The organism is Pseudolabrys sp. FHR47, from assembly GCF_005153485.1.
Classification (GTDB): domain Bacteria; phylum Pseudomonadota; class Alphaproteobacteria; order Rhizobiales; family Xanthobacteraceae; genus Pseudolabrys.
The window spans coordinates 2,637,391-2,652,579 of record NZ_CP039740.1 but is presented as its reverse complement, the minus strand read 5'-3'; the positions used below and the strand labels follow the sequence as shown (position 1 = coordinate 2,652,579).

Here is a 15,189-nt window from a genome sequence, read left to right as displayed (position 1 = left end):
GTGGAGGGCGCCGATGAATCCATCCGATACTCCGACGCGACCGTCACGCCGGAGCTTCCTCGCCGGGGCGGCCGGTCTTGCCGCGGCCGGTGCTGCCGGCGCAGCGCGCGCGGACAATGCCAATCTGCCGCCCAATGTCGCGACGTGGAGCAAGACGCTCGGCGACGGCGTTGGCGTGCGGCCTTACGGCCATCCATCATCGTTCGAGAAGGACGTCATCCGCCGCGATGTGCAGTGGCTGACCGCGAGCCGCGAGTCGTCCGTGAGCTTCACGCCGCTGCACGATCTCGACGGCATCATCACGCCGAACGGGCTGTGCTTCGAGCGTCACCACGGCGGCATCACTGAGATCAATCCGCACGATTATCGCCTGATGCTCCACGGCCTGGTGGACAAGCCGCTGATTTTCACGCTGGAGGACTTGAAGCGCCTGCCGCGCGTCAGCCGCGTCTATTTCCTCGAATGCGCCGCCAACTCCGGCATGGAGTGGCGTGGCGCGCAGCTCAATGGCTGCCAGTACACCCACGGCATGATCCATTGCGTGATGTACACCGGTGTGCCGCTCAAGCTTCTGCTCGAGCAGGCCGGTCTGAAGCCGAACGCAAAGTGGCTGCATGTCGAAGGCGGCGACTCGTCCGGCATGAACCGCTCGTTGCCGCTCTCCAAGGCGCTCGACGATTGCCTCATTGCCTACCGCCAGAACGGCGAAATGCTGCGCCCCGAACAGGGCTATCCGGTGCGGCTGGTGGTGCCGGGGTGGGAAGGCAATATCTGGATCAAATGGCTTCGCCGCATCGAAGTCGGCGATCAGCCTTGGTACACGCGCGAGGAGACCTCGAAATACACGGACCTGCTCGAGAACGGCAAAGCGCGCAAATTCACCTTCGAGATGGATGCGAAGTCTGTGATCACCTCGCCGTCGCCGCAGGCGCCGGTGAAAAAGAAGGGCTTTCTCGTTATCTCCGGTCTGGCCTGGTCGGGGCGTGGCAAGGTCACGCGCGTCGACGTCTCGCTCGACGGCGGCCGCAACTGGCGAACGGCGACGATTGACGGACCGGTGTTCGACAAATCCTGCGTCCGCTTCTACGCCGAGACCGAATGGAACGGGCAGGAGCTGTTGCTGCAGTCGCGCGCGATGGATGAGACCGGCTATGTGCAGCCGACCAAGGACGACCTCCGCAAAATCCGCGGCGTTAATTCGATCTATCACAACAACGGCATCCAGACCTGGGCGGTCAAGCCGAACGGGGAGGTCGAGAATGTCGAGGTGGGTTAGTATTATTGCGGCGGCTGCATTTGCTGTCGCCGCGCCGGCGTTTGCGCAATCGCCGAAACCGCATAGTTACAACATCGGCACGCAGGCGACGCCCGAACAGATTGCCGGTTGGGACATCGACGTCCGCCCCGACGGACAGGGCCTGCCGCCGGGCAAGGGCTCGGTGCGCGACGGCGAAAAGGTCTATCTCGAACGCTGCGCCGCCTGTCACGGTGAATTCGGCGAAAGCGCCGGACGCTGGCCGCAACTGGCGCAGGGCAAGGGTTCGCTGGCCACCCACGATCCGGTCAAGACCGTCGGCTCGTACTTTCCCTACGTGGCGAGCTTCTTCGACTACATCCGACGCGCCATGCCGTTCGGCGACGCGCAATCGCTGAGCAATGACGAACTCTATGCGGTCACCGCTTTCATCCTCAACCTCAACGACATCGTCGACGACAAGTTCGTGCTGTCGAAGGAGACCTGGTCCCAGGTGAAGATGCCGAACGAGGGTGGCTTCTATGACGACGATCGCAAGACTGCCGAGAAGGCGTTCTGGAATCCAAACCCCTGCATGAAGGACTGTCGGCCGCCGGTGAAAATCACGGGGCATGCTTCTGTTATCGACGTGACGCCTGACGACAAATCCATCCGCAAAGGTGGCGTCGAATAGGACGTTTATTCGCTGCGACATTTTGTCAAAGCGTTGAAAGAAATAAGAAATTGGGCGGCATGAGGCGTCATGCCAAGCTCATTGCGACCGGGGAGGCGAAAGCAATGCGTCGTCTGGCGCATGCGCGGTTGCGCACGAATAATCGAATGGCACGGGAGGGCGGCGCTGTCGCCATCCTGACAATCGGCATGGCGATGTCCGGCGGCGCGTCGCAGGCGGCCATGGCCGGTGACGTCGAACTCGGACGTTATCTGTCGTCCGAATGCACGACCTGTCACGGCGCCGCCAAGTCCGACAGCACCATTCCTCCCATTCACGGTCTCGACCAGCGGCATTTCGTCGAAGTCCTCAAGGCCTATCGGGCGAAGACGCTTCCCAACCCGGCGATGCAGAACATCGCCGGCCGTTTGCATGACGACGACATCGCAGCGCTTGCTGCTTACTTCGCCGCGGCCAAGCCGCGCTAACCCGGGGGTGACCATGACTGAACTCACACGCCGCAATTTCGGGCTATTGGCCGGAGCCTCGCTGTCGGCGCTGGCCATGCCGAGCCTGGTGCTCGCGCAGGGCAAGCCCAAGGTCGTCGTCATCGGCGGCGGTCCGGGCGGCGGCACCGCCGCACGTTACATCGTCAAGGAATCGAACGGCGCCATTGACGTGACGCTGATCGAGCCGCAGAAGACCTTTACCACCTGCTTCTTCTCCAACCTCTATGTTGGCGGCTTCCGCGATTACAAGTCGCTCACTCACAACTACGACAAGGTTAAGAAGAGCGGCGTCAAGGTCGTGCACGCGGCGGCGACCGCGATCGATCGCGACAAGAAGCAGGTCATTATCGCCGGCGGCCAGCGCATTCCTTACGACCGGCTGCTGGTGGCGCCTGGCATCGACCTCAAATTCGATTCCGTGCCAGGGTATTCGGAAGCGGCCGCCGATATCATGCCGCATGCCTGGAAGCCAGGCGCGCAAACGCAGCTTCTGGTCAAGAAGCTCAATGCGCTGAAGGATGGCGACCAGATCGTCATGATCGCGCCGCCCAATCCCTATCGCTGCCCGCCTGGGCCCTATGAGCGGGCATCGATGTTCGCCAATGTGCTCAAGAAGAAGGGACACAAGAAGTCGCGCATCGTCATTCTTGACCCCAAGCCGAACTTCTCCAAGCAGGCCGTGTTCATGGAAGGCTGGGAGAAGCACTATCCGGGCATGATCGAATGGCAGGACCCGAAGATTCACGGCGGCATCAAAGGCGTTGACGTCAAGGCAGGCACGGTGAAGACCGATCTGTCGGACTATAAGGCCGCGCTGGTCAATGTCATTCCGGCACAGATGGCCGGCAAGATCGCGCGCGACGCTAATCTCACCAATGCCTCGGGCTTCTGCCCGATCGACGCGGCCTCGATGAAATCCACGGTCGATCCGAACATCTTCGTGGTCGGCGACGCATCGATCGCCGGCGACATGCCGAAGTCGGCTTTCTCGGCCAACAGCCAGGCCAAGGTGGCGGCGATGATCATCCGCTCCGAGCTGACGCAGTCGCGGGCGTTCCCGGCGCGCTACTCCAATACTTGCTGGAGCCTGATTGCGCCGGACGACGATATCAAGGTGGGCGCCAGCTACGAGCCGAAGGACGGCGCCATCAAGGCGACCAACACTTTCGTCAGTCAGAAGAACGAGGCCGCCGACATCCGCAAGCAGAACTACAAGGAGTCGGTCGACTGGTATAACGGCATCACGGCGGATATTTTCGGGTGATGCTCACGGTGCGCGGCAGCCTTAAGGCTGCCGCAGCCGCTCTAGCACCTTCAGTCCCGCATAGCCATCCGGATTCATGCCGACGCTTCTCTGGAAGGCACCGATGGCGCGCACCGTGTCCGAACCGGTGCGGCCGTCGATGCCGTCGGTCTTGAAGCCGCGCGCGTTGAGGCGGGTCTGGATTTCCTTGATCTCGTCGATCGTCGGGATGCGCTCGCCGCCAGGGAATTGCTGACGGAAATCGCCGTCGCCGCGAATGAGATCGCCAAGATGCACCAGCGCCAGCGAATAGCTGAGCGACGGGTTGTAGGAATAGACCGCGCGGAAATTCTGCCCGACCAGGAACGCCGGCCCGCCGGCGACCGGGATCCAGAGTTTCACCTGATCGTCGGGACGCTTGAAAGCCTCGCCATCGGCGCGGCGGAAACCGTGGCCGTGCCACGTCGCGTAAGAGCGCATGGTGCGGTTGTCGGCCATCCGCTGTCCACCTGACGGCACTTTGACCTCGCAGCCCCATGCTTGCCCGCGCTGCCACTTGCCGCGCTCGACGAGATAGCGCGCGGTGCCGGCCAGCGCGTCGTCCGGCTTGCCGAAGGGGTTGATGCGCCCGTCGCCATCGAAATCGACGCCGATCCGCAGCCACACCTCGGGCATCCATTGCGTATGGCCCATGGCGCCGGCCCATGAGCCGATCATGGCATTGGGTTGCGCCCAACCGCGATCGACGATCTTGAGCGCGTTGATGAGTTCGGCCTCCCAGTATTTGCGTCGGCGCGGCTCGCCGAAGGCGAGGGCGGCCAGCGCCGGAATGACCGGACGCATATATTTCGGGTTATCGATGACATCGCCGAACGAGGACTCCATACCCCACAGGCCAAGCAGCACATAGCGGTCGACGCCATACTCGCGCTCAAGCCGCGCCAGCAGCGCGGCATGCTCCTTCGCGCGCTGCTTGCCGGTGGTAACGCGCCAGTCCGAGCAGCGGCGGTTGATGTACTGCCACATTTCCTCGGTGAATTCGGGCTGGCGGCGTTGCAGCTCGTAAACCGCGGTGTCGGGCTTGATGTTGCCCATGACGCGGTCATAGGTCGCCTCCGATACGCCGCGCTTGACGGCCTGATCGCGGAAGCGCGCCACCCATTTCTGAAACGCCGCCGATTGGGCGAAAGCGGTGCCGTGGGTTGCGAGGGTACCGGCGAGCGCCATGGCGCCGCTCATCAAGGTACGGCGGTTGAACTGGATCGTGGGGATGTCGTCGAATCGCGCCATGCCGGCAGTCTATCGAGCAAGGCCGCCGGCACAATCGGGGGCACCCATCGATGGCGCGGCAAGTTCGCGCACGCGAACAAATGGCAAGTCGGCGCATCGTAGCCCGCCCACGAAAAAGCCTCCACGGCGCGCGGGGCCGTGGAGGCTCTACTCAACTGAACGCAACGCTACTTGACGGTTCCGCTGGCACCGACGCCGGCGGCGCCGCTGCCGGTCGTCGTCGTACCGCGCTTCTTGGCGGCCGCGTTGCCCGAGGCATCGACGCCGACATTGGCCTTGGTGCCGCCGACATTGGCGCCGGCGTCGGTCGAAGTGCCGAGCGAGCCCGAACCCTTCGTGCCGCTCACGGCCGCGCCGCCCGATGTCGAGGTTCCGGCGTTGACGCCTACCTGGGCGAAAGCCGTCGCGGTCGTCAGCGCGAAGGCGCCGGCCAGCAGTGCGGTGCTCAGTTTCTTCATGGTTCCTCCTCGGATGAATTGACGGACGCTAAAGCGTCACAGTGTCAACGTTCGAAGGAGGAGGCCGTTCCGCTGTCAAAGACGGAACTATTCGTCCGTTTCGGTGCGTGGCTTGCGGCGGTAGCGGCGAATCTTCTTGCGCACTTTTTCGATGATCGTCTTGGCCTTGGGTTTCTCAGTTTGCGCCGCCGTGCCATTGGCCGCCGCGGCTGCGCCGGCAATCGACGGATTAAGGATCACTGGCGGCTTGTCTGGAACCGGCGGCAGCGGGTCGCCTTCCTTCAGCTCGGTGCCGCGGCCCTTGATCATCTTCTCGTAGGCCAGCACCAGCGACATGTAGGGGTTGACCCAGACCCAGCCCAGTTTGGTGACGACCTGCATGTTGAAGTGCAGATGGTACGAGGTGCCGCTCTCGTAATCGCCCCAGGTGGCGACCTTGCCGATGATCTCGCCTTCGCTGACCTGACGTCCGGTGAGCAGGCCTTCGGCGTCCATGAAGTCCGGGTTCATGTGCAGGTAACGCAGGCGCACGAACTCATTGGCGTTGTTGAGCACCAGATAGGCGGCGAGGTTGCCCTTGAGGCGCCAGATCAGGCCGTCGCGCGCCGCTGCGATGGTGTGGTGATAAGGCTCGCAACGATCCGAGCCTTCGTTGGTCATGACGCAATTGGCGGGCCGTATGTCCTGGCCCTGATGGCCGCGGCCACTGGCGCATTGCCCGACCAGGAAGTCGCGGTATTCGCAGAAATTGTCGCGCCACGGATAATTGAAATTCACCGGCGCGGACTCGTTGAAGGTCAGCGGCAGGCCGTTGACCTTGCAGCTATAGGGCGAGTCCTTGCGGCCGATGCGGCCGTTGTGTCCGGTGCGATAGCAGTCGCCCCACGGCATGAAACTCTGCGACTTCACATAAGCCGGTGCGTTGGCGATGGGGAAACGCATCATCGCATAGACATGATAATCCGCGGTGCCGGGCTGCTTCTTATAGCCGGAGCCGGGAATGAGATCGCCGGGCGCGTAATAGGTGAAGTCGGACTTCGCCTCCGGACGCGTCAGATCGAGTTTCGGCTCGGCGATCGTCTGCGGCGTGCCGCCGGCGAGTTGCAGGCGCTTGAGGAACGATTCCGCGATCGGATCGGCCTCCCGGCACGACAGGAATTTCGACGACGGCCGCCGGTCGTAGCACTGGATCGACAGGATGTAGGGCACACCGAAACGTTCGAAGGCGTAGCGCACATGGGCTTCGTGCAGGATGCGCCTGATGCCCGGAAACTGCGCGACGAGGTCCTTGTCCTTCGGTGTGAAGACTTCCGCGTGGCTCGGCCCGTCGAGATCGTAGGTGAAGGCCGCGCCGGTGAACTCGATCTCGATCGGCTTTTTCTTGTAGCTGACCTTGAACGGACCGCCGCCGATATCGAGCAGATAGGTGCCGCTGTAGCCGGCCGGGCCGGGCAGGAAATACTGCGTCGGATGGAACGGACCGAAATACTTGTCAGAGGTCTTGGCGTCCGGCTTTTCAACGTCGGCCTTCAGCGCATCGAGATCGATCGGCAGCAGCACCGGCACGCTGCTCTTGGCGATGCCGGGCAAACGCTTTTCGCTAATGGCATTGAGCCGCGCGAATTGCTCGGCCGGCGTGCCGTCGCCGGCATCCTTCAGCGCGGCGGCCGCGGCCGTCCAGTCCACCGGGCTGATGGTGACCTTTGGCGCCAACATTTCCTTGGCGCCTTCCTGCGCGGAGGCGGCGCCAAACGAGACGAGTGTCAAGAGCGCAGCGCCGACAAGAACCGGAGACTTCAAGCCACGCCCCTTGATGCAACGCCCTTGATTGAAGAGTGGCCGAGCGGGGCTGAACGCCCCGCCGGACCTGTTCAGGTCAGTCCTTGGCGCGTTCGACGTAGGCGCCGTCGGCGGTCATGACCACGACGCGGGTGCCCGCGACGATGTGGGTCGGCACCATGGTGCGCACGCCGTTCGACAGGATCGCCGGCTTGAACGAGCCCGACGCGGTCTGGCCCTTCACGACCGGTTCGGTCTCGGTGATTTCGAGCGTGACCTTCTGCGGGATTTCGATCGAGATCGCGACGCCTTCGTGCATCGACAGGTTCACCTTCATGCCTTCCTGCAGATAGGCGGCGGCATCGCCAACGACGTCGGCCGGAACCTGGACCTGGTCGTAGGTCTCATCGTTCATGAAGTGGAAGCCTTCGGCGTCGTTATAGAGATAGGAATATTCCACTTCCTCGACATGGGCGCGCTCGACCTGGTCGGTGGTCTTGTAGCGCTGCTGGGTCTTCACGCCGTCGGAAATCCGGCGCATATCGATCTGGGTGGTGGGCGTACCCTTGCCGGGGTGGAAGCTCTCGGCATTGAGGACGACATAAAGCTTGCCCTCGATATCCAGGATGTTGCCCTTACGAACTTGGCTGGCGATGACCTTCACGATGACGATCCTTGAAAATGAGACGGTCCCGGCGAACGGGGCCGGATTCGGGGGCACCATAGCGATCTTCGCGTCCATTTCCAGCCTTTCCGGACCGGGCGGCGGACGCGGTAAATGGCCGGAAATCCGACCACTTTCTGGCTCCCGGGTAGGCACGCCGCTCGCCGGCCATATTTATTGGCCCGCGGCCGGGTGATGGCTGCGCTCCGGGCCTGGTTCGCCGGGGCTGGCTTCCTCGAGGTGGAGACCGCAACCCTGCAGGTCTCGCCCGGCAACGAAACCCACCTTCATGCCTTTTCGACGGCCCTCATCGGGCCCGACACCGCTGAACGGCGGCGGTACTTGAGGACCTCACCGGAGTTTGCCTGCAAGAAACTGCTGGCAGCGGGCGAGACCCGCATTGTCGATTTCGCCCGGGTGTTCCGCAACCGCGAGCGTGGCGCGCTGCATCACCCTGAGTTCACGATGATCGAATGGTACCGCGCGAACGAGCCCTATGAGGCACTGATGGACGATTGCGCGGCGATCATCGCCGAGGCGGCCCGCGCCACAGGCGCAACGCGGTTTGCGTTTCGCGGCCGCGAGATCGATCCCTTCGCCGTGCCGCAGCGCCTCACGGTGGCCGAGGCCTTTGCGCGCTATGCCGGCATCGATCTCCTTGGCACGATCGGCGAAGGTGAGGGCGACCGAGAATGTCTCGCCCGCGAAGCGGCGCAAGCCGGCATCGCCTATGGCAGCGGCGACGACTGGGGCGACATTTTCAGCCGCATTCTGGTCGAGAAGATCGAGCCTCATCTCGGCAACGAACGCGCCACGATCTTGTATGAATATCCGCTGCCGCAGGCGGCGCTGGCGCGGGCGAAGCCCGGAAGTGATAAAGTGGCCGAGCGCTTCGAGATTTACGCCTGCGGCATCGAACTCGGCAATGCCTTCGCCGAACTGACCGACGCCGCCGAGCAGCGCCGGCGCTTCAATGCGGCGATGGACGAGAAGCAGCGCATCCATGGCGAGCGTTATCCGATCGACGAGGATTTTCTGGATGCGCTCGCAATCATGCCGCCCGCCTCCGGCATCGCGCTCGGCTTCGAGCGGCTGGCGATGCTGGCTGCCGGCGCCGAGCATATCGAACAGGTGATCTGGACCCCGGTTCAGGATTAGAGGCCGAGCCATGGATGCACGAATTCAAACGCTGCGGAACATTTCGCAACTCGGTGAAACCGGCTTCGTCACACCGGAAGAACGCGCCGTGCTGGAGAAGGTCGCCGCGCGTTACGCCGTGGCGCTGCCGCCGGCACTGGCCGCGCTGATCGACCGCGACGATCCGAATGACCCGATCGCGCGCCAGTTCGTTCCCGATGCTGCCGAACTCGAGACACGCCCCGAAGAACTGGCCGATCCCATTGGCGATGACACGCATTCGCCGGTCGAGGGCATCGTCCATCGTTATCCGGACCGCGTGCTGCTGAAGCTCACTCACGTCTGCGCGGTTTATTGCCGTTTCTGCTTCCGCCGCGAAATGGTCGGGCCCGACAAGCCGAACGCGCTGTCGCCGCAGGCGCTCAAGACCGCGCTCGATTACATCCGCGCTCACAACGAGATCTGGGAGGTCATTTTCACCGGCGGCGATCCGCTGATCCTGTCGCCGCGCCGGCTGCGCGCGGTGATGAAGGAGCTCGCCGCGATCGATCATGTGAAGGTGGTGCGCATTCACACCCGCATGCCGGTCGCCGAGCCGCTGCGCATCACGCCCGATCTCGTTCGCGCGCTCAAGGCCTCGGGCAAAGCGGTCTACGTTGCCATTCACGTCAATCACGCCCGTGAACTGAGCGGTGAAGCGCGCGAAGCCTGCGCACGGCTCGCCGATGCCGGCATTCCCTTGTTGGGCCAGTCGGTGTTGCTCAAGGGAGTCAACGATACGGCGGAGGCCATGAGCGACCTGATGCGCGCCTGCGTCGAGAACCGCATCAAGCCTTATTACCTGCACCACGGCGATCTCGCGCCCGGCACCGCGCATCTGCGCACCGACATCGCGACGGGGCAGGGGCTCATGCGCGACTTGCGCGGCCGGACGTCAGGGCTGTGTCAGCCGTCTTACGTGCTCGACATTCCCGGCGGCCACGGCAAATCGCCGATCGGACCGAATTACATCGGTGAGACCGAAGCCGGCTATGAGGTGGAAGACTTCAACGGCAAGCGGCACGCTTACCGCTAGAGCATGATCCCGAAAAGTGGAAACCGGTTTTCGGAAAAGATCATGCTCTAACAAAAAGCTAGACCACGATCGGATTTGATCGAGATGGATCGTGGTCTAGTGTCATCAATGACGAATCGCGATCAGGTCGAGCACGGCGGACGCCACCGCCAGCGCGACGAAGACGACGAACACCGCGCTGATCAGCACATTCCAGATGAAGGCGGCATCGCGGCGCAGCGCATCGATAAAGCCGCTCGACGATATCTCGGTCCGGTTACGAAAGCTTTGGCCGGGGAAGCTTCTGCCAACGAAGCTCTTGCCGTTGATCATGGCTGTCGCTCCTCGTTGAGCCGTGCGCGAAACTCTGCGCCGGAAATGTAATCGCCTGCGCCGACGACACCCATAATGTCTGCGTTAAATTGCGGTCGAAATGTGCCAGATCAGCGCATGGCGGACATGTCGCGGCAGGCGAAATGACGCACCTCGCTCGGATCAGGGCGGATGGTCGCATCACGACCCGGCAGATGGCTTGTAGCTCTTTCCTGTCGCCGGGTCGTAGCGGCCGCCGCCGAGATGCCGGTGGCCCCAGGCCATGATCTGAAGCAGGACGGGCTCGAGTGATTTGCCCTTGTCGGTGAGGTGATAGGCGTAGCGCACCGGGTTTTGTTGATAGGGCGCGCGCCGGACGAGGCCCCATTCGACGAGGCGCTTCAGCCGCTCCGACAGGATATTGGAGGGAATATGCTCGGCGCTGTCCTGCAGCGCTTGGAAAGTCTGTTTGCCGTGCCACAGCAGGTCGCGCACGATCAGCAGGGTCCATTTGTCGCCGGCCAATTCGAGCGTGCGGGCGATCGAGCAGGTCGACCGGAAATCGTGCTTGGCCATCGCTAAGGGCGCCTCCGTTTTCGCCGCGGCCGTTTCGTCGTGCGGTTCCCAACTTTCTAGCAAAGTCACTTGCAAAACGAAAGGGTGTCGCGTAACGTAACTTGCATAATGAAAGTGACTCGGAAGCCGGCGCGCGGCCGGGGAGCAGGGGGCGCCGCATGAACAGAACCTTGCTGGCTCACATCGCGGCCTTCACCGCCGCGGTCAGCGCCGGTACTGCGGTTGTCGCCACTCGTTTTGTGATCGGCGAGACCGACCCGCTTTCGCTGGTCTTTTATCGCTACGTTGTATCGGTGGCTTGCCTTGTGCCGTTCCTATGGACGATTTGGGCACGCGAGCGCCTGGGCTTTGCCGACTATGCAAAGATTGCCGGCTTCGGTGTTTTGTTCTTCGTGTTGTTTCCCTGGGCCTTCAATGCATCATTGCAATATGTGCCGGCGGCGCGCGGCGCCATCGGCCTTGCCACCATTCCGATCCAGACCATGATCGTTGCCTTCATCTTCGGCCGGGAGCATTTCACGCCGGCCAAGGTGATCGGAGTCTGCATGGCCTTTGCCGGTATCGTGCTGGCCTTCGGAACGGCGGCTTTTGAGCCGGGGCATTCGGGTTACTTGTTGGGCGATGGGCTGATGCTACTCGGCGTGTTTTGCGCCGCGATCTATTCGGTCTTCAGCCGCGCCACGCTGATGCGTTACGGCCCGCTCTTCGTCACCGCGCTCGCCATGGCTTTTGCGGTGCTGGCCCTGCTGCCTATTGTCGTCATCAGGCATGGCGCGGAGCTTCCGGTCTTCAGCGCCAGAGGTTGGCTTGCGGTCCTGTTTCTCGGCACCGTTGCCGGGGCCGTGCAATTCTCATTGTTCATGTGGGCGCTGCGCTGGCTGCCGCCGACGACCACGGTTCTGTATCTGACGCTCAATCCGGTCGCGGCGATGGTGCTGGGCATCCTGCTGCTCGGAGAGCGTTTGACGCCGGAAATGCTGGCGGGCTTCGGCCTGGTGCTGGCCGGCATTCTGGTCGGTGTCGGCGTCGTGCGCATGCCGATAAAGAAACGGGCCCCGAAGGAGGCCGGTCCAACGCGGCGAAAACCTGACGTCAGATCTTGGCGCCCGAGGCTTCCATTTCCGGCACCGACGAAGCGTTGACCGACAGCTTGACCACATCGCCTTCCACCGAGCCGACCAGCTTGCGGTCGATATAGTGATGGTGGTCCTTGTGGCCGGCCGGGTTGTCGTTGCGGGTCAGCTTGATACGGTCGCCTTCGACACCGTCGACGGTGCCGACATGGGCGCCGTCTTTGCCGATGATCTTCATATGTTCCTTGATGTCAGCCATGAGAGCCTCCTGTCATTTCGTCGACAACTCACGGATGCGGCGAAATGTTCAGGCCGATTCCGAAGAACTCGGTTCCGGGCGATTGTCAGGCTGCGTCGCCAGCGTGGCGCGGCTATTCCGTCGTCACAGGCGCGGCGTTCGTCTTGCGCCGCTGGCTGGCCATGGTGCTGACGGCTTCCTTCAGTTCCGGGTGCTTCGACACGAAGCGGTTGAAGTCGCGGCTCTTGAGCACCAGGAACTCGCAGAAGTCGATGGCGACGACGTCGGCGATGCGGCGTTCGCCGCTGAGCAGCGCCATTTCGCCGAAGAAACTTCCGGCTTCGAGGCGGATGGACCGGTCGTCCAGCTTCACCTCCACGGCGCCAGCGGCGATGAAATACATGGCGTCGCCGCGCTCGCCCTTGCGCACGACGCGGTCGCCGGGCGAGGCCGAGCTCGGCTTGAACAGCAGCAGAAGCTCTTCGAGGGAATGCTCGTCGACCCCGGCGAACAGCGGGAAGGTCTGGATGAGCTTGTGCTTCTCGATCTGATGCTGCGCCTCGCGCTCCTCGCTGAGCTCCCGGATGCGCTGTAGTTCGCCGCCGAGCTCATCGATGCGTTGGCGGCCGTAGCCGGCCCACAGCGCCGGCCATTTGACGCGAACGATCTTCTGCAGCGCATCGCTCGCTGTGAAGGCGAGGGGATTGAGGAGGATGGACAGGATTGCCGCGGCGAGAATGAGGTCCTGGCCTTCGCGGGTGAGGAGGCCAAGCGAGATGCCGAGGCCGGCCAGGATAAACGAGAACTCGCCGATCTGCGCCAGACTTGCCGCCACGGTGAGGCCGAGCCCGATCGGATAGCGCAGCGCGGCCACGATCACGAAGGCGATCGCCGCCTTGCCGATCATGATCAGTGCCAGCGCGCCGAGCACCTTGCCGGGCTCGCGCAGCAGCACCCAGGGGTCGAACAACATGCCGACCGAGACGAAGAACAGCACGGTGAAGGCATCCTGCAGCGGCAGCGAGTCCGCCGCAGCCCGGTGGCTGAGCCGCGACTCGCTCATGACGACGCCGGCGAAGAACGCGCCGAGCGCGAAAGACACGTCGAACACCACGGCGGCGCCGAAGGCGATGCCGAGTGCGATCGCGAGCACGGTGAGGGTGAACAATTCGCGCGAGCCGGTGCGCGCCGCCATCTTCAAGAGGCGCGGCACGATCTTCGGTCCGAAATACATGGCCAGCGCAGTGAACGCACCGACCTTGAGCAGCGTTTTGCCGATGTTCAGCGCGATCGCGAGGCTATCCCCGCCGCCGCCACCATGGCCGCCGCCGGCGTTGCCGCCGAGCACGCCGGCGAAGGCCGGCAGCAGCACCAGCGCCAGCACCATGGCGAGGTCCTCGACGATCAGCCAGCCGACCGCGACGCGGCCGTTGATCGAAGAGACCATGTTGCGCTCTTCCAGCGCCTTGAGCACCACCACCGTACTGGCGACCGACAGGCTCAGCCCGAAGACCAGGCCGGCGCCCACGCCCCAGCCCCACAGCGCGCACAGGCCCATGCCGACGAGGGTGGCGAGGATGATCTGGCCGATGGCGCCGGGCACCGCGACACCACGCACGGCCAGCAAGTCGGCCGCCGAGAAATGCAGGCCGACGCCGAACATCAGCAGGATCACGCCCATCTCGGCGAGCTGCGCGGAGAGGCCGGCATCGGCGACGAAGCCGGGCGTCGCCGGCCCGATCAGCATGCCGGCGGCGAGATAGCCGACCAGCGGCGGCAGGCGCAGCCGGTCCGCGGCATAGCCCATGACGGCCGCGAAGACGAAGGCGAGCGCCACCGTCGCGATCAGTGTGACTTCGTGATGCACGTTTGCCCCCGCGCCCCGATGCTTCCCAGCGCGGGTAGGATAGACCATCGTCGGCGCAGCCGATCAAGGGGGATCGGCGGTTTGGCGGCAAGCCCGCCTGTCGCAGGCGGTCGAACTGCGGGCTGCTAGTCCGATCGAGAGACATCCTCCTTGAGTGGGCTGCGTTCAAGGTTTCGAACCGCTCGCGGCAATCGCGCTTAGCCGGGTCACCGCGTCGTCTGGAAGCTTGATCGCCGACGCGGCCAGGTTCTCTCGCAGATGAGCAACCTTGGAGGTCCCCGGTATGAGCAATATGTTGGGTGCGCGCGCCAGCAGCCAGGCGAGAGCGATCTGACGCGGCGTCGCCTCGAGATTGGTTGCGATGAGCGATAGCTCCCGCGACTGCAATGGCGTGAAGCCGCCCGCCGGAAAATAGGGAACGTAAGCGATGCCGTCGCGGGCCAGTTCATCGATGAGTGTATCGTCGTCGCGTTGTGCCAGATTGTAGTGGTTCTGGACGCAGACGATCTTGCACATCTTCCGCGTGTCCGAGATTTGCTTCGGCGTGACATGGCTGAGCCCAATGTGCCGGACGAGACCTTGCTGCTGAAGATCGATCAGAGCTTCGAGGTGGGCATCAAGCGAACCCTCAGCAGGGTGGTGTGGGTGGAACATGGCTCGCAAATTCACGACGTCGATCGCGTCGATACGCAGATTGCGCAGGTTGTCATGGACTGCCTCGATAATGTCCTCTCGTGAAAGCGCCGGCATCCACGCGCCCTTTGAATCGCGTTTTGCGCCGATTTTCGTGACGATCGTGAGGCCATCGGAGTACGGGTGCAGCGCTTCCCGAATAATGGCGTTCGTAATGTGAGGCCCGTAAAAGTCGCTGGTGTCGATATGATTGACGCCGCTTGCGATCGCTTCGCGCAACACGGCAATCGCTTCGCCGTGATCTCTTGGCGGACCGAAGGCCCCACGGCCCGCCAGTTGCATCGCGCCATAGCCGATGCGGTTGACGGTGCGGGTGCCGAGTTTGAAAGCGGAAGCGTTTGCAGCGTTGGACAAGGGGCAGTCTCCCAAAGATCGGGCGAGCCCTGCCG

General features: G+C 63.3%; 16 protein-coding genes. 7 read left to right on the top strand and 9 right to left on the bottom strand.

Annotation, left to right across the window (positions count from 1 at the left end; all coding sequences use genetic code 11):
• Positions 1-13 precede the first annotated feature (13 nt).
• The 4 genes from soxC (at position 14) to E8Q40_RS13050 (ending at position 3,680) form a co-directional block, all read left to right on the top strand.
• Positions 14-1,276 carry a sulfite dehydrogenase gene (soxC, locus tag E8Q40_RS13065; protein ID WP_137044969.1) on the top strand — a complete coding sequence of 421 codons (1,263 nt, stop codon included), beginning with the start codon at positions 14-16 and terminating at the stop codon, positions 1,274-1,276.
• Positions 1,260-1,928: a c-type cytochrome gene (locus tag E8Q40_RS13060; protein ID WP_137044968.1), complete on the top strand. Its 669-nt coding sequence runs from the start codon at positions 1,260-1,262 to the stop codon at positions 1,926-1,928. The genes soxC and E8Q40_RS13060 overlap by 17 nt, the downstream gene beginning before the upstream one ends.
• A 146-nt stretch (positions 1,929-2,074) precedes the next feature.
• Positions 2,075-2,395 carry a hypothetical protein gene (locus E8Q40_RS13055; RefSeq protein ID WP_246662827.1) on the top strand — a complete coding sequence of 107 codons (321 nt, stop codon included), beginning with the start codon at positions 2,075-2,077 and terminating at the stop codon, positions 2,393-2,395.
• Between the two features lie 13 nt (positions 2,396-2,408).
• Positions 2,409-3,680 (top strand): NAD(P)/FAD-dependent oxidoreductase, encoded by a 1,272-nt coding sequence (locus tag E8Q40_RS13050; protein ID WP_137044967.1) that lies wholly within the window; start codon positions 2,409-2,411, stop codon positions 3,678-3,680.
• Between the two features lie 21 nt (positions 3,681-3,701).
• Here E8Q40_RS13050 and E8Q40_RS13045 read toward each other — a convergent pair whose 3' ends face one another.
• The 4 genes from E8Q40_RS13045 to efp form a co-directional block, all read right to left on the bottom strand.
• Positions 3,702-4,949, bottom strand: a complete 1,248-nt coding sequence (locus E8Q40_RS13045; protein ID WP_137044966.1) for a lytic murein transglycosylase — start codon at positions 4,947-4,949, stop codon at positions 3,702-3,704.
• 167 nt (positions 4,950-5,116) lie between these two features.
• Positions 5,117-5,407: a hypothetical protein gene (locus E8Q40_RS13040; protein WP_137044965.1), complete on the bottom strand. Its 291-nt coding sequence runs from the start codon at positions 5,405-5,407 to the stop codon at positions 5,117-5,119.
• Positions 5,408-5,494: 87 nt separating this feature from the next.
• Positions 5,495-7,207 carry a peptidoglycan DD-metalloendopeptidase family protein gene (locus E8Q40_RS13035; RefSeq protein ID WP_137044964.1) on the bottom strand — a complete coding sequence of 571 codons (1,713 nt, stop codon included), beginning with the start codon at positions 7,205-7,207 and terminating at the stop codon, positions 5,495-5,497.
• A 76-nt stretch (positions 7,208-7,283) separates the two neighbouring features.
• The gene (efp, locus tag E8Q40_RS13030; protein ID WP_137046704.1) at positions 7,284-7,853 is read right to left on the bottom strand and encodes an elongation factor P; all 570 of its coding nucleotides are present in this window, start codon (positions 7,851-7,853) and stop codon (positions 7,284-7,286) included.
• 192 nt (positions 7,854-8,045) lie between these two features.
• Here efp and epmA point away from each other — a divergent pair, with 192 nt between their 5' ends.
• Together epmA and E8Q40_RS13020 are read left to right on the top strand one after the other, a co-directional pair.
• The gene (gene epmA, locus E8Q40_RS13025; protein WP_370455187.1) at positions 8,046-9,008 is read left to right on the top strand and encodes an EF-P lysine aminoacylase EpmA; all 963 of its coding nucleotides are present in this window, start codon (positions 8,046-8,048) and stop codon (positions 9,006-9,008) included.
• A gap of 10 nt (positions 9,009-9,018) precedes the next feature.
• The gene (locus tag E8Q40_RS13020) at positions 9,019-10,062 is read left to right on the top strand and encodes a lysine-2,3-aminomutase-like protein (protein ID WP_137044962.1); all 1,044 of its coding nucleotides are present in this window, start codon (positions 9,019-9,021) and stop codon (positions 10,060-10,062) included.
• A 105-nt stretch (positions 10,063-10,167) separates the two neighbouring features.
• Here E8Q40_RS13020 and E8Q40_RS13015 read toward each other — a convergent pair whose 3' ends face one another.
• Positions 10,168-10,374 carry a hypothetical protein gene (locus tag E8Q40_RS13015; protein WP_137044961.1) on the bottom strand — a complete coding sequence of 69 codons (207 nt, stop codon included), beginning with the start codon at positions 10,372-10,374 and terminating at the stop codon, positions 10,168-10,170.
• A 180-nt stretch (positions 10,375-10,554) separates the two neighbouring features.
• Positions 10,555-10,929: a helix-turn-helix domain-containing protein gene (locus E8Q40_RS13010; RefSeq protein WP_137044960.1), complete on the bottom strand. Its 375-nt coding sequence runs from the start codon at positions 10,927-10,929 to the stop codon at positions 10,555-10,557.
• Between the two features lie 158 nt (positions 10,930-11,087).
• Between E8Q40_RS13010 and E8Q40_RS13005 the strand changes: the two genes are divergently transcribed.
• Complete coding sequence (locus E8Q40_RS13005) at positions 11,088-12,071, top strand: DMT family transporter (RefSeq protein ID WP_137044959.1); 984 nt, start codon at positions 11,088-11,090, stop codon at positions 12,069-12,071.
• On the opposite strand, the gene E8Q40_RS13000 is transcribed toward E8Q40_RS13005, so the two are convergent.
• The 3 genes from E8Q40_RS13000 to E8Q40_RS12990 form a co-directional block, all read right to left on the bottom strand.
• Positions 12,022-12,261, bottom strand: a complete 240-nt coding sequence (locus E8Q40_RS13000) for a DUF2171 domain-containing protein (protein ID WP_137044958.1) — start codon at positions 12,259-12,261, stop codon at positions 12,022-12,024. The genes E8Q40_RS13005 and E8Q40_RS13000 overlap by 50 nt on opposite strands.
• Positions 12,262-12,373: 112 nt before the next feature.
• Positions 12,374-14,107, bottom strand: a complete 1,734-nt coding sequence (locus E8Q40_RS12995) for a cation:proton antiporter (RefSeq protein ID WP_137044957.1) — start codon at positions 14,105-14,107, stop codon at positions 12,374-12,376.
• 165 nt (positions 14,108-14,272) lie between these two features.
• The gene (locus E8Q40_RS12990; protein ID WP_137044956.1) at positions 14,273-15,154 is read right to left on the bottom strand and encodes an aldo/keto reductase family oxidoreductase; all 882 of its coding nucleotides are present in this window, start codon (positions 15,152-15,154) and stop codon (positions 14,273-14,275) included.
• Positions 15,155-15,189: the final 35 nt, after the last annotated feature.